General features: G+C 61.0%; 14 protein-coding genes. 11 read left to right on the top strand and 3 right to left on the bottom strand.

All coding sequences use genetic code 11. From position 1 onward, the window contains the following. The first annotated feature begins 50 nt into the window (after nucleotides 1-50). Nucleotides 51-977, top strand: coding sequence for an EamA family transporter (locus tag QQJ98_RS11230; protein WP_284325418.1), 927 nt, complete (start codon nucleotides 51-53; stop codon nucleotides 975-977). Next, on the top strand, nucleotides 974-2,149 hold the full coding sequence (locus QQJ98_RS11225; protein WP_284325417.1) for a cytochrome P450: 1,176 nt from the start codon (nucleotides 974-976) through the stop codon (nucleotides 2,147-2,149). Before QQJ98_RS11230 ends, QQJ98_RS11225 begins: the two co-directional genes overlap by 4 nt. Nucleotides 2,150-2,429: 280 nt before the next feature. Here the strand turns inward: QQJ98_RS11225 and QQJ98_RS11220 are convergent, their stop codons facing one another. Continuing rightward, entirely contained in the window at nucleotides 2,430-2,891 is a 462-nt protein-coding gene (locus QQJ98_RS11220; RefSeq protein WP_284325416.1) for an Lrp/AsnC family transcriptional regulator, read from the bottom strand. A gap of 227 nt (nucleotides 2,892-3,118) precedes the next feature. On the opposite strand from QQJ98_RS11220, the gene QQJ98_RS11215 reads away from it, so the two are divergent. The 7 genes from QQJ98_RS11215 (at nucleotide 3,119) to QQJ98_RS11185 (ending at nucleotide 8,088) form a co-directional block, all read left to right on the top strand. Then, nucleotides 3,119-3,439, top strand: a complete 321-nt coding sequence (locus QQJ98_RS11215) for a DUF2849 domain-containing protein (protein WP_284325589.1) — start codon at nucleotides 3,119-3,121, stop codon at nucleotides 3,437-3,439. Then, complete coding sequence (locus QQJ98_RS11210) at nucleotides 3,432-5,102, top strand: nitrite/sulfite reductase (protein WP_284325415.1); 1,671 nt, start codon at nucleotides 3,432-3,434, stop codon at nucleotides 5,100-5,102. Before QQJ98_RS11215 ends, QQJ98_RS11210 begins: the two co-directional genes overlap by 8 nt. Continuing rightward, nucleotides 5,092-5,841 carry a phosphoadenylyl-sulfate reductase gene (locus tag QQJ98_RS11205; RefSeq protein ID WP_431307813.1) on the top strand — a complete coding sequence of 250 codons (750 nt, stop codon included), beginning with the start codon at nucleotides 5,092-5,094 and terminating at the stop codon, nucleotides 5,839-5,841. Before QQJ98_RS11210 ends, QQJ98_RS11205 begins: the two co-directional genes overlap by 11 nt. After that, complete coding sequence (locus QQJ98_RS11200; RefSeq protein WP_284325413.1) at nucleotides 5,838-6,242, top strand: DUF934 domain-containing protein; 405 nt, start codon at nucleotides 5,838-5,840, stop codon at nucleotides 6,240-6,242. Before QQJ98_RS11205 ends, QQJ98_RS11200 begins: the two co-directional genes overlap by 4 nt. A gap of 97 nt (nucleotides 6,243-6,339) precedes the next feature. Beyond that, on the top strand, nucleotides 6,340-7,158 hold the full coding sequence (locus QQJ98_RS11195) for a ferredoxin--NADP reductase (RefSeq protein ID WP_284325412.1): 819 nt from the start codon (nucleotides 6,340-6,342) through the stop codon (nucleotides 7,156-7,158). Nucleotides 7,159-7,247: 89 nt separating this feature from the next. Further along, complete coding sequence (locus QQJ98_RS11190) at nucleotides 7,248-7,598, top strand: MbcA/ParS/Xre antitoxin family protein (RefSeq protein WP_284325411.1); 351 nt, start codon at nucleotides 7,248-7,250, stop codon at nucleotides 7,596-7,598. Beyond that, complete coding sequence (locus QQJ98_RS11185; protein WP_284325410.1) at nucleotides 7,591-8,088, top strand: RES family NAD+ phosphorylase; 498 nt, start codon at nucleotides 7,591-7,593, stop codon at nucleotides 8,086-8,088. The genes QQJ98_RS11190 and QQJ98_RS11185 overlap by 8 nt, the downstream gene beginning before the upstream one ends. 54 nt (nucleotides 8,089-8,142) lie before the next feature. On the opposite strand, the gene QQJ98_RS11180 is transcribed toward QQJ98_RS11185, so the two are convergent. Beyond that, complete coding sequence (locus tag QQJ98_RS11180) at nucleotides 8,143-8,673, bottom strand: hypothetical protein (protein WP_284325409.1); 531 nt, start codon at nucleotides 8,671-8,673, stop codon at nucleotides 8,143-8,145. Nucleotides 8,674-8,827: 154 nt separating this feature from the next. Between QQJ98_RS11180 and infC the strand changes: the two genes are divergently transcribed. Further along, nucleotides 8,828-9,430 carry a translation initiation factor IF-3 gene (infC, locus tag QQJ98_RS11175; protein WP_284325408.1) on the top strand — a complete coding sequence of 201 codons (603 nt, stop codon included), beginning with the start codon at nucleotides 8,828-8,830 and terminating at the stop codon, nucleotides 9,428-9,430. 213 nt (nucleotides 9,431-9,643) lie between these two features. Beyond that, the gene (locus QQJ98_RS11170) at nucleotides 9,644-10,231 is read left to right on the top strand and encodes a YdeI/OmpD-associated family protein (protein ID WP_284325407.1); all 588 of its coding nucleotides are present in this window, start codon (nucleotides 9,644-9,646) and stop codon (nucleotides 10,229-10,231) included. Nucleotides 10,232-10,518: 287 nt separating this feature from the next. Here the strand turns inward: QQJ98_RS11170 and QQJ98_RS11165 are convergent, their stop codons facing one another. Next, nucleotides 10,519-12,885: an OmpA family protein gene (locus QQJ98_RS11165; protein WP_284325406.1), complete on the bottom strand. Its 2,367-nt coding sequence runs from the start codon at nucleotides 12,883-12,885 to the stop codon at nucleotides 10,519-10,521. Nucleotides 12,886-13,100 lie beyond the last annotated feature (215 nt).

The raw sequence follows: 13,100 nt of genomic DNA, 5'->3' as shown, positions 1-13,100 counted from the left end.
CGCGTCGCGGACAGAGCAGCGCGGATCGCCGCACCACCTAGAATGAGTCGATGACAGCAGAAACCAACCTTCCCGCCGCGCCCGCGCCCAGCTTGCTGGGGGCCAATCTGATCTGTATGGCCTCGATGTTGATCTGGGCCGCGGGTCTGCCCGCCGCCGATTTCATCATTCCGTTGCTGCCTGCCGACCAGCTCAGCAGCCTGCGCATGGCATTGGCGGCGCTGGCGCTGTTGCCGGTCTGGGCACTGATGGAGGGGCCGGGCGCTTTGCTGCGTGTCAACTGGTTGAAAGGCATCGCCGTTGGCAGTCTGATCGGGCTGGGGGCGTGGTTTCTGGTGCAGGGGCAAGCGCGCGGCGGGGCGGTGACGGCGGCGGTGATCTCGGCCACCCTGCCGGTGGTTGGCATCGCGCTGGAGGTTGCCTTGGATGGCCGCAAACTCAGCCGCGCCTTGGTTCTGGGCCTGCTGTTGTCCTTGGCAGGCGGCATGATGGCGCTGGATTTCAAAGGCGGCGGGCTGTCGTTGGGCTTCGGCGCGCTTTTGTGCTTTGGCTCGGTGGTCTCTTTTGCCTTGGGTTCGCGCCTGACCGTCACGGCATTTCCCGGCCTGTCACCGATAGGCCGCACCGCTCTGACCATCGCAGGTGCAGCGATTGCTGTCAGCGCCGTCGCCAGCCTTGGCATCGCGGCTGGCAATCCACTGCCGGAGTTCAGCCGCTGGGGCTGGAAAGAGCTGATCGCCTTGCTGGCGTTTTCTGTCGGCTCGCTTGGCATCAGCCAACTGATGTGGATCATGTCGGTCGAAAAACTCGGCATCGGGCTGTCAGCTCTGCACATCAACGCGGCGCCGTTCTATGTGATGATCATTTTGTTTGCGATGGGCGGGCGCTGGGATTGGGCGCAGGCTGCCGCCGCTGGCTTGGTGGCGATTGGCGTTCTGGTGGCGCAGGGCATCATTCCCTTGGGGCGACGCGCATGAATACCCTGCATCAATCGCCTTTGGATCCGGGTTTCGTGCAAAACCCCTACCCGTTTTACGAGCGCGCCCGTGCGCAAGGTCCGTTCTTCCACTGGGCCGAATATGGCATGGCCTGCACCGGCAACGCTGCTGCCTGCTCGGCGATCTTCCGCGACCGCCGCTTTGGCCGCGAAGCCCCTGCCGAACTGGCACCCAAAATCCCTCCGCATCTGGCACCGTTCTACGCGGTTGAGGCCCATTCGATGCTGGAGCTTGAGCCGCCGCGCCACACCCGCCTGCGTGGCCTTGTGCTGCGCGCCTTCACCTCGCGCCGCATCGCGGGCCTGCTGCCCGAGGTTGAGACCCTGACGCATCAGCTGATCGACGCCTTCCCCGCAGGGCCGTTCGATCTGTTGGCGCAGTTCGGCCAAAAGCTGCCAGTCATCATCATCGCCCGCCTGCTGGGCGTGCCAGAAGCGATGTCCGATGATCTGCTGCGCTGGTCGAACGCTATGGTCGGCATGTATATGGCGGGCCGCGACCGCGCCCGCGAAGACCGCGCAATTGCCGCGACCGAGGCCTTCGTCGCCTTCATGCGGCAATATGTCGAAGCCCGTCGCGCCGATCCGCGTGACGATCTGATCACCAGCCTGATCGCCGCCGAAGAGGCCGGAGAAAAGCTGACCACGGACGAGCTGATCACCACCTGCATCCTGCTGCTGAACGCAGGCCACGAGGCCACCGTGCACACCATCGGCAATGGTGTCAAAACCCTGCTGGAAACCGGCCATACCGTCACGCCGGACAATGCCGAAACCTGCGTTGAAGAAATCCTGCGCTTTGATCCCGCCCTGCATATGTTCACCCGCTGGGCATATGAGGATATCGAGGTTATGGGCCACACGTTCCATCGCGGCGAACAGGTGGCGCTGCTGCTGGCTGCGGCCAACCGCGATCCCGGCGTGTGGGAAAACCCCGGGCAATTCCAGCCAAACCGCCCCGCCAAACCGCATGTCAGCTTTGGCGCGGGCCTGCATTTCTGCGTCGGCGCGCCGCTGGCCCGGTTGGAGCTGCAAGCAGCCCTGCCAATCCTGTTCCAACGTCTGCCGACACTGCGGCTGGCCGAGGCTCCGAGCTATGGCGACGTCTATCACTTCCACGGGCTCACCAAGCTGATGGTGCAGGCAACTTAGCCCGGGCTGCCATCTCCACGCCGCCCTGGATTTGATCCGGGGCCTCTGGTCAAAGCGGCAAACCCCGGATCAAGTCCGGGGGGCACAGGATGTCGGAAAAAGCGCAAACCCTTCAAGCCGGGGCAAAGCCAGGGGCCAACCCCTCGCCCTTCGGGCTCACCCCGGGATATTTAGGCCAGTATGAAAGCCCAAAGCGCTGAGTTTCACATTGGCGCAAGTATCCTCTGGGGTAAGGGGGCAGACAGCCCCCTTGAAATTCGTGTTTTGAATTTCGTCTTCGCTAGAGTGGCAACACAGTCGTTGCTTTGATTTCTTCCATGCTCAAAAGCGCTGTCACGTTGTAAATCTTCACTTCTGAAATCAACGCCTGATAGAACGTGTCATAGGCCCGCGCATTCTTCACCAGCACTTTCAGGATATAGTCGATATCCCCAGCCAGCCGATGCGCCTCCAGCACTTCTGGGCGGCTTCGCAGCACTTGCAGGAATTTGTGCTGCCAGTCGGCCTCGTGCTGCGAGGTGCGGATCAGCACGAAGAAACAGGCCTCCAGCCCAAGGCTTTCGGCATCCAGAAGGGCTGTCTGTTTCAGGATCACGCCTTGTTCGCGCATCCGCCGGATGCGGTTCCACACCGGGGTCTTCGACGAGCCTACTTTGCGCGCGATTTCGTCCAAAGATTGCTCGGCATCCTCTTGCAACTCGGCAAGGATTTTCCGATCCAACTCATCCAACTGGGCTGCCATTCGCCAGACACCCTCCTTTGCGGAAATTCATTCTAATCCACCGCAGTATCGGAACATTCTTCCTTATCCGCAAGGGGGACTGGCAAAAACATAGGAAAATATCCTATATTGGCAGAGTAAAACCACTGGATCACCCCTTGCCCCGCTTGACTGCCCTTGCAGGAGTGGCGGTGATCCTCTACCGCATTGCCGCAACCGATACCGACCAGCCCAACAGGGACGCAAGCATGAGCCGCCAGTTTATCCCCAAAGTCGTCACCGCCAATGATCTGCGGGAAGGCGACGTGGTTTATCTTACCGCCGATGATCGCTGGACACGCCTGCATCACGAGGCCGAGTTGATCGCGGATGAGGCTCACGCCCAGATCCGGCTGCTGTTTGGCAGCGCACAGCGCAACGTCATCGTCGGCGCTTACCTTGCCGATGCAAAAGCTGGCCCGAACGGCCCAGAGCCTGTGCATTTCCGCGAAGCCTTCCGCACCCGTGGCCCCTCCAACTATGCGCACGGCAAGCAAGTGGACCTGAGCACCGAGGCTGAAAATGTATAACTACTCTGATTTCGACGAATCTTTCGTCCGCGCCCGCGTCTCGCAGTTCACCGATCAGGTCAACCGCCGCCTTGACGGCTCGCTGACCGAGGATGAATTCCGCCCCCTGCGCCTGATGAACGGCCTTTATCTGCAACTGCACGCCTATATGCTGCGCGTCGCTATCCCTTACGGCACGCTCAATCCGCGCCAAATGCGGCAACTGGCGCTGATCGCCGACACTTGGGATAAGGGCTACGGCCATTTCACCACAAGGCAGAACATTCAGTATAACTGGCCGAAACTGCCCGACGTGCCAGCGATCCTGACCGCTTTGGCCGATGTGGAAATGCACGCCATCCAGACCTCGGGTAACACCGTGCGCAACGTCACCGCCGATCATTTCGCCGGGGCTGCGGCGGACGAGATCGAAGACCCCCGCCCCTATGCCGAACTGCTGCGCCAATGGTCCACCGACCACCCGGAATTTCAGTTCCTGCCGCGCAAGTTCAAGATCGCCATCACCGGCTCTCCGAATGACCGCGCCGTGACCAAGGCGCATGACATCGGCCTGCGCATGGTCCGCAATGCCGCCGGAGAACCGGGTTTTGAAGTGATGGTCGGCGGTGGACTTGGCCGCACTCCGATGATCGCATTTACCGTCCGCGATTTCCTGCCCGTGGCCGATCTGCTGCCTTATGTCGAGGCGGTGCTGTCGGTCTATAACGTGCTGGGCCGCCGCGATAACAAATACAAAGCCCGCATCAAGATCACCGTGCATGAGACAGGCCGCGACGAAATCAGCCGGATGATCGAGGAACGCTTCCTTGAAACCCGCCCGCAATTCGGCGGTGCCGATCAGGCTTTGCTGGAGGATATCCGCGCGGCCTTCGCCCCCCCGGCGTTCCGCAATGCGCCCATTGACGCCTATGACGCCTTCTACAAAGCCGACCCGAGCTTCCGCGCTTGGGTCGATACCAACCTTGCCCAACACCGCAACGACCAATACGCCATCGTCACCATCAGCGTCAAAGCCCACGGCCAGACCCCCGGCGATGCCACCTCTGATCAGATGCGCGTGATGGCCGATCTGGCCGAGACATACGGCCACAACGATCTGCGCATCAGCCACGAGCAGAACGTGATCCTGCCGCATGTGCATAAATCTGACCTGCCCGCCGTTCACGCGGCCCTGACCCAAGCGGGACTTGGCACCGCCAATGTCGGCCTGATCAGCGATATCATCGCCTGCCCCGGCATGGATTATTGCGCGCTTGCCACCGCCCGCTCGATCCCGGTCGCGCAAGAAATCGCGCTGCGGTTTGAAGAACTCAAGCTGGAACACGACGTCGGCCCGCTGAAAATCAAGATCTCGGGCTGCATCAACGCCTGCGGCCATCACCATGTCGGCCATATCGGCATCTTGGGGTTGGACCGCGCAGGCGTGGAAAACTACCAGATCACCCTTGGCGGTGACGGCACCGAGACCGCCAGCATTGGCGAGAAAACCGGCCCAGGTTTCGCCTATGACGAGATCGTGCCTGCCATCGAGCGCATCATCCGCGCCTATCTGGAAATCCGCGAGGATGCCTCGGAAACCTTCCTGCAAACCTACCGCCGCGCCGGATTTGCACCGTTCAAAGCCGCGCTTTATGACGCAGAAGGCGGACGTGATGCCGCGTGATTTCCCCGCAGGCTCGGTCGCTGACCGGGTTAAGGTGCTGAATACGCGGTATAAACACCATGCCGCGACTTCGGTGCTGGAACATGCGCTGAAAGACGATGATTTGGGCCAAGTCGCCCTTGTGTCGTCATTCGGCGCGGAATCGGTGGTGCTGCTGCATCTGGTTTCGGTGATCGCCCCCGAAACCCCGGTGCTGTTCGTCGACACGCGGATGCTGTTTCAGGAAACCCTAGACTATCAGCGCGAGCTGGCAGAAAAGCTGAACCTCTGCGATGTGCGCACCATCCGCGCCAACCCGGCCCGGCTAAATTTTGAAGACCCCGACAACACTCTGCATCAGTTCAACACTGATGCCTGCTGCGCCGTGCGGAAAGTAGAGCCACTGGAACGTGCCTTGGCCCCGTTCGACGGCTGGATCACCGGGCGCAAGCGCTTCCAATCCTCGACCCGCACGGCGGTGGAGTTTTTTGAGGCCGACGGCGACACCCGCATCAAGGTCAATCCGCTGGCGCATTGGGGCCGCGAGGATCTTGAGGAATACATGATCAACAACCGCCTGCCCCGGCATCCGCTGGTCGCCCAAGGCTTTCCGTCGATCGGCTGCGCGCCTTGCACCAGCAAAGTTGCGCCCGGCGAAGACCCCCGCTCGGGCCGCTGGCGCGGTCAGGATAAAACTGAATGTGGCATCCATTTTATCAATGGCAAAGCCGTTCCGATCAGAAAGGATAGCGCCGCATGAGCGTTCTCGTCACCGATCTGGGCTTCTCGCCCGCCCCTGAAGTTACCGCCGTGCCGCTGGCCGAAATCGCCAGCCACAAAGGCGCGGTTGATCTGTTGCACACCGACGCGCCCGAGGCTCTGCTGCCCTATCTGGCCGACCTCACCCTGATCCGCATCGCCTTCCCGGCGTTCTCCGACGGCCGCGCCTTCACCATCGGCCACCGCCTGCGCGCGCTGGGGTATAAAGGCCATCTGCGCGCTATGGGCCCGGTGATCGCCGACCAATATCCGATGGCACGCCGCACCGGTTTTGACGATGTCGAAATCCCCGATGAAATGGCCGCTCGCCAGCCCGAAGCGCAGTGGAAATTCCGCGCCGACTGGAAAGCCCATGACTATCAGGCCCGCCTGCGCGCCTGATCCGCCTTAGCCGAGGCTGCAAGCCCGCGCTGACGTTTTTGTTGCGCAAGCCCGCAAACCTTGTATGCCCACGCCAAATAACTCTGAGAGCATCCGCATGTCCGCAACCGCCGAGCCGACCATCACCGCCAAACCGCACCTGCCCGACGCTCAGACCGTCACTTCGGTGAAACACTGGACGGACCGGTTGTTTTCCTTCCGCGTCAGCCGCCCGAAAACCCTGCGCTTCCGCTCGGGCGAATTCGTGATGATCGGTTTGATGGGCGATACTGGCAAACCCCTGCTGCGCGCCTATTCCATCGCCTCGCCCGCTTGGGATGAAGAGCTGGAGTTCTACTCGATCAAGGTGCCGGATGGCCCGCTGACCTCGAAACTCCAGCACATCAAGGTCGGGGATGAGATTATCCTGCGCCCCAAGCCGGTCGGAACGCTGGTGCATGACGCCCTGCTGCCCGGCAAGCGCCTATGGCTTTTGTCGACCGGCACTGGCTTTGCCCCTTTCGCAAGCCTTCTGCGCGAGCCGGAAACCTATGAGAAGTACGACCAAGTCATCATGATGCACACCTGCCGCGAAGTGGCCGAACTTGCCTATGGTCAGGCTTTGGTGGAAAGCCTGTCAGATGATCCGCTGATCGGCGAATTGGTCGGTGACAAGCTGCGCTACTACCCCACCACGACGCGGGAGCCCTTCCACCACATGGGCCGCGTCACCGACAACCTGCAATCCGGCAAGGTCTTTGCCGATCTTGGCCTGCCGAAAATGAACCCGGAAGAAGACCGCGCCATGGTCTGTGGCAGCCTTGCCTTCAACGTCGATGTCAAAGCCATCCTCGAAGGTTTTGGTCTGCATGAAGGTGCCAATTCTGACCCCAAACAATTTGTGGTCGAAAAAGCCTTCGTCGGCGACGGGATCTGACGCCAAGCCGTTTCATACTGGCCCTGCACTGCCCTTTGACTTTCCACGCAGATTGGCGTATATACGCGTCAATCTGCATGGAGGCCGCTATGAACATCCTTGCCTTTTCCGAAAAATCCCTGTTCCAGCCCCGGCTGCTGGCAGAGGAATGGCTGACCACCCAAGATGAAATCGCCCGCACCGCCGGGCTTGGTCGCGATGCGATTGCGCGCAAGGATCGGCTGGCTTCGGCGAAAACCCAGACCCGCCTGCGTGAGATGGTGGAAATCATCAACCGCCTGACGCCGCGTTTTGGTTCGGGCTTGGTGGCCTATGCGTGGTTCCGATCTGAACCGCTGCCGGGTTTTGGCGGCATGACGCCTGCGCGTTTGCTGCAGGATGGGAAGGCGGCCGATGTGATGGATTACATCGACGCGGTGGATGCGGGCGGCTTTGCCTGAACCGTCCTGCGCCTATAAGGGCCCGCTCTACCGCGCGCTCAACCCGATCTGGGCGCGCGATCCTTTGTCGGGGGAAGGTGCCAAGCGCCATGGCGGGCGCTTTAACGCCAAGGGCCGCGCGGCGCTTTATACGGCGATGTCGGTGATGGGGGCGGTGGCCGAGGCCAATCAGATCGGCCGCCCGTTCGAGCCGGTGACTCTGGTCAGCTACACCGCTGATCTGACGGATATCTTTGATGCAACCAACCTAGCGCATCTGGCGGCGCGTGGCATCGCTTTGGCGGATCTGGCGGCGGATGATTGGCGCTTGCAAATGCACAGCCGCGGCACGTCACGCGCACAAGACATCGCCGAAAGCCTGATCGCTGCCGGATACCATGGCCTGATTGTGCCGTCTTACGCCAAAGGCACCGCGCCCGATGCACGCAATCTGGTGCTGTGGCACTGGCCCAATCTGACGCTGATCGACAGCGAACTGCGCTTGAAATGAAAAAGGCCGCGCTTGGGTTACCCCAGCGCGGCCCGATTGTTGCTTTACGGCAGATTACATGCCCAAAGCGGCTTTCACTGCGGCCAAAGCGCTGGCAACTTTGCTCGGGTCGGCTGCAGCGGCATCAACGCCGGCTTTCAGCGAGGTTTTCAGCGACGCATCCAAAGCCGAGGCGTCGATCATCGCATTGACCTTGGCCGCGTCAAAGTTTGCCGGGTCCAGCGCTGCCATTGCATCTGCGGCCATGCCGCCTGCAGCTTCGGTCATAGCGCCTGCTGCTTCGGTGGTGGCTTCGGCCATAGCGCCCGCAGCTTCGGTGGTGGCTGCTGCCGCGTCATTGGCCGCAGCGGTCGCCGTGGCTGCTGCTTCGGTTGCTGCCGCTGTTGCTGCCGCTGCCGCATCATCGGCGGCTTTCTGGGTTGCCGCAGCCGCATCTGCTGCTGCTTTGGTTGCGGCTTCTTCTGCTGCTTTGGCTTCCGCCGCTGCCGCCACTGCCGCTTCCTGAGCAGGCTTCATGCTGAACTGATAATAGCCAGCGCCAGCCAGAGCGATCAGCACGATGCCGATAAGGACGTTCTTGTTCATATTCATTCTCCCAATACCGATTAGCCTTCGGTTAACCGGGCTATGACAGAATCTGTCGCAAAAGAAAAGACCTGCACAGGGTGCCCGCCGCGGCGATGCGTGACGATTGCTTGCCAAACAGGCAGATCATGCACCATTTCCATGGCTTTTCAGGTTGAAGCTTGGCCCCGCCGCGACTATCTTGCGCGGGCTGATAACCATTCAAAGGACCACCACCATAGCCCGCAGACCCCACAATGCCCCGCCGCAACGCGAAACCGGCCCGCGCATCAATGATCGCATCCGCTCGCCCGAGATTCGCCTGATCGGCGCGGATGGTGAAAACGTCGGCGTGGTCACCCCCGCCCGCGCGATGCAGATGGCCGAGGAAGCTGGGCTTGATCTGGTGGAAATCTCGCCGAATGCCGAGCCACCCGTTTGCAAAATCATGGATTTCGGCAAGTTCAAATATGAGCAGCAGAAACGTGAGGCCGAGGCCCGCAAGAAGCAGCACATCATTGAGATCAAAGAGATCAAATTCCGCCCCGGCACCGACACGCATGATTATGACGTGAAGATGCGCTCGGTGCTGAAATTCCTTGATGAAGGCGACAAGGTGAAAGTCACCCTGCGCTTCCGTGGCCGCGAGATGGCGCACCAGGAACTTGGCCTTGAACTGCTGCACCGCGTCGCTGCGGATGTGGGCGAGGCTGGCAAGATCGAATCGATGCCACGGCTGGAAGGCCGCCAAATGGTGATGATGGTCACGCCGAAGTAAGGCCGCCATCATACTTACGTTTTCCAAAGGGGGCCTCTGGCCCCCTTTTTCATGCCCGCGCCCCTTGGCAAGCTGGACTTGGCAAGCTGGACTTGGCCCGCGCCACTTGGTCCGCAGCACGCAACCTGCGTCAGCATGCAACCTGCGTCCCCTGATAGACAGACCAGCAGCGCTGCGCTAACCGTAGGGCCCAGCGGTTGAAAGGATGCTATCATGGCAGAACGCGACCCCAAAATCACCAGCTTCTTCGACGCGGCGCCGATCTGGCAGGCCGAATTGCAAGCCCTGCGCGCCATTCTGCTGGGCTGTGGGCTGGAAGAAATCTACAAATGGCGCGGCCCTTGCTATTGCTTTGAAGGCGGCAATGTTGCCCTGCTTTGGGGCTTCAAAGACGCCGCCACTTTGGGGTTTTTCAAGGGGGTGCTGCTGGACGACTCCGCCGGAATTCTGGCTGCGCCGGGCGAGAATTCGCGCGCGGTGCGGATGGTGAAATTCACCGATCTGGCCCAGATCGACCAAGCGAAAGCCACTTTGATCGCCTATATCCAAGCCGCAGTTGCGCTAGAGAAATCCGGCGCGAAGATCACTTTCGCCAAGGATGATCTGCCCTACCCCGACGAACTGATCGCGGCCTTGGACGATAACCCTGATCTCGCTCTGGCTTTCGATGCGCTGACGCCGGGGCGCAGGCGCGGCTATCTTTTGCACTTCAACCAGCCCAAGGCCTCTGCCACCAAAACCGCACGGATTGCAAAGCACAGCGCCCGGATACTTGATGGCAAGGGGATGAATGACCGCTAAGCCTTTGGCCAACACATCCGAGAGCGGATCGGCACGGCGTCAAAATTGCCCTTGCCAGCGACATCCAGATGCCCGGGATCGAAGCCAGTGTGCCTTGGCTGCTGCAAAACTGGCAGCCGGAATGGCCGAAGCAAATCGCGCCCAATTTGGTGCAAAGATTAACAAACCATAAATTTAAAAAACTAACCGATTGATATAAAACAAACAAAAAAGGTCCCGAGTTGGGACCACAGCAAAAGCAAAGGCCCCGAGGTTTCCCTCGGGGCCTTGATAGCCTCAATCCTGGCCTATTTTACGCCTTTCAGCAGCGGCGTGATGATCCGCACCGCCACACGACGGTTGCGGGGCTCATCGTTCTGGGTGTCAATGCGCAGCTCGCTCTCGCCATAGCCTTGGATGACCATGTTTTCCGGCGGAATGTCGAAATATTCCGTCAGTGCCAAAGCCACAGATTCCGCGCGCCGATCCGACAAAGCAAGGTTCATCGCAGCCTTACCGGTCGCATCGGTGTGGCCCTCGATCAGGAACATCTCGCCGGGGTTTGCATCCAGCATTTCCTGCATCAAGCTGCCCAACTCCGCCAGATCGGACGCCTCATCCGCAGCAATCGCGGACGAGCCCGAGGCAAAGTTGACGTTATCGACATCGACGGTCGCCGCCAGATAGCGCACCTCTGGAATCTCGCGGATCTGGCGCAGACTGAAGGTCCGGCCGATCTTGGCAATATCCTTCGCTGCAAGCGCCGCCTTCAACGCATAGTCGTTGTCCTTGGTCGAGATAACCACCCGGTTCGGGCGCGGCTTCGGCAGATCGCGCACGATCACCACGCGCTCTGGTTCCAGATCGTCGATCAGCACCAGTTCACGACCACGCTCGTCATATTGCGCACGGCGCAGAACCCGCCCCGAAGCATCGCGGATGGTGACAACCTGCGTGCCGTCGCGGCGCTCAACAATCGTGCGGGTCGAGCCGTCACGGTAGGTTTCGGTCCGCACGTTCGAGCCGGGCTGACGCAGCACCGCATCATCGTCCTTGTAGACCTGATACGTGCCATCGGGTTTCAGAACGACAACCCGGTCACCGGTGTTTGACACCACTTTCGCGGCTTCACGGCCCCGACGATCCTTGTTGTTGTCCTGAATGATCGCGCCGACGACCAAAGCGCCCAGCGCCACGAGACCAACTTTTTCCAGATCGGAAAGCCCACTCTTTTTCTTTTTGTCGCTGCCCAGCAACACCGGAGCCGCCGCGAATTCCTGCGTCGAGCTGCGCACCGCATTATCGTCGAGCATTTCGGTGACAGTGGCCACGGCATCCGCCGACGGCGCCTGATCTGCAGGTTTTTCGCCCTCGACCGCCGGAGTCGACAAAGCAGCAGCTGCACCCAGCGCCGCCGGATCAATGCCCTCGGGTTGATCAAGCAGGTTGGTCAGCGTCTGCACCTCGGTTTCCGAGGCCACCGGTACATCCACCGGCGTTGCGTTCGGATCAACAACGGTTTCAGCGGTTTTCAAGCCAGCCGAAGGATCAACCACGGTGCCATCAGCCTCGACCGCGATTTCCTTTTCCGCTTCTGCCAGCGACTTTTCCTGCTCGGCGGCCTTGGCGGTGGCTTCTTCTTCGGTCATCGCAGCGCCAGTGGCGGGATCAACTACCAAAGTCTCGCCCGTCGCCGGATCGGTCACGGTTGCGGGCAACACTGCCGCCTCTTCGGTGGCCGGATCCACAGGAGCCGTCTCGGCACTCGCCTCTGGAGTGGCACCTTCCTCAGCGGGAGCCGCTTGCTCGGTCGTAGCTGCTTCCTCGGTCGGGGCTGCGTCGGCGGGTTCATCCGCCGGGGCGGCCTCTGTCGCTTCCTCGGTGGGGGCAGCTTCGGTGGTGTCGGTCGCAGCCTCAGCCGGAGCTGGTTCCTCCACAGCTTCATCGGTTGGGGCAGCCTGAGCAGCCTCGTCCGCCGGGGCAGCTTCCATGCCCTCACCGGCTGCGGCCTCGTCAGACGCAGCCTCATCCGCCGGAGTAACCTCTTCAGTCGCGGCCTCAGAGTCAGCTGGCTGCTCTACAGCCTCTTCCATCGGGGCCTGATCAGTCGCTTCTTCAGCAGGAGCAGGTTCTTCAACAGGAATCTCTCCGGCTGGAGCCTCTGCCTGAGCCTGTGCTTCAGCTTCTGCCTGAGCCTGTGCCGCAGCTTCGGCGTCTGCCTGAGCCTGTGCTTCAGCATCCGCCTGAGCCTGTGCTGCGGCTTCTGCCTGGGCTTGTGCTTCGGCTTCTGCCTGAGCCTGTGCATCAGCTTCTGCCTGAGCCTGTGCTGCAGCTTCGGCGTCTGCCTGAGCCTGTGCTGCAGCTTCTGCCTGAGCCTGTGCTTCGGCCTCTGCCTGAGCCTGCGCTGCGGCTTCTGCCTGAGCCTGTGCTTCAGCCTCTGCCTGAGCCTGAGCTGCAGCTTCTGCTTGAGCCGCCATCTGCTGTTCTATCGCCTTGGCCTGATCGACGAACTGCGACGGATCGCAAGCGGCATCTGCGGTCGGTTCGCACAAAACCGAGCCATCTGCCGCCACGACGGCGCCCGAGTCAGTCAGGGTTTGCGCCTGCAATGGCCAAGGTTGCACGTTGAACATCGCCATAGACAGGGCCGTGGTGGTTCCAAGCAATCTTCTCATCGATCGTCCTTTCAAAACTCATGGCGGCCAGAGATCGAAACTGATTCCGAACTGGTCGCTGATCACGCATCAAAGCACAGGGTTGGCGGTGATATGCGATAACACCCCATAAACCGCAGGCCAGATTGGCCGGGTTTGGCGATGTTATCGGCTAGCAGTCCTCCCAGATCGCCTCCTGCGCCAAAATGGCATACCGCCTTAGCCAAGCAAAGTGC

The sequence above is a fragment of the Cypionkella aquatica genome (assembly GCF_030161095.1).
GTDB lineage: Bacteria > Pseudomonadota > Alphaproteobacteria > Rhodobacterales > Rhodobacteraceae > Cypionkella > Cypionkella aquatica.
Note: the sequence above shows the minus strand (reverse complement) of the source record. Positions and strands in the feature narration are given on the sequence as shown.

Excerpts from the sequence above, each read along its gene's own strand:
- QQJ98_RS11165 (WP_284325406.1), bottom strand. The coding sequence starts at position 12,885 with ATGAGAAGATTGCTTGGAACCACCACGGCCCTGTCTATGGCGATGTTC.
- QQJ98_RS11180 (WP_284325409.1), bottom strand. The coding sequence starts at position 8,673 with ATGAACAAGAACGTCCTTATCGGCATCGTGCTGATCGCTCTGGCTGGC.
- QQJ98_RS11210 (WP_284325415.1), top strand. The coding sequence starts at position 3,432 with ATGTATAACTACTCTGATTTCGACGAATCTTTCGTCCGCGCCCGCGTC.
- QQJ98_RS11205 (WP_431307813.1), top strand. The coding sequence starts at position 5,092 with ATGCCGCGTGATTTCCCCGCAGGCTCGGTCGCTGACCGGGTTAAGGTG.
- QQJ98_RS11220 (WP_284325416.1), bottom strand. The coding sequence starts at position 2,891 with ATGGCAGCCCAGTTGGATGAGTTGGATCGGAAAATCCTTGCCGAGTTG.
- QQJ98_RS11200 (WP_284325413.1), top strand. The coding sequence starts at position 5,838 with ATGAGCGTTCTCGTCACCGATCTGGGCTTCTCGCCCGCCCCTGAAGTT.
- QQJ98_RS11195 (WP_284325412.1), top strand. The coding sequence starts at position 6,340 with ATGTCCGCAACCGCCGAGCCGACCATCACCGCCAAACCGCACCTGCCC.
- QQJ98_RS11225 (WP_284325417.1), top strand. The coding sequence starts at position 974 with ATGAATACCCTGCATCAATCGCCTTTGGATCCGGGTTTCGTGCAAAAC.
- QQJ98_RS11170 (WP_284325407.1), top strand. The coding sequence starts at position 9,644 with ATGGCAGAACGCGACCCCAAAATCACCAGCTTCTTCGACGCGGCGCCG.
- QQJ98_RS11230 (WP_284325418.1), top strand. The coding sequence starts at position 51 with ATGACAGCAGAAACCAACCTTCCCGCCGCGCCCGCGCCCAGCTTGCTG.
- QQJ98_RS11215 (WP_284325589.1), top strand. The coding sequence starts at position 3,119 with ATGAGCCGCCAGTTTATCCCCAAAGTCGTCACCGCCAATGATCTGCGG.
- QQJ98_RS11190 (WP_284325411.1), top strand. The coding sequence starts at position 7,248 with ATGAACATCCTTGCCTTTTCCGAAAAATCCCTGTTCCAGCCCCGGCTG.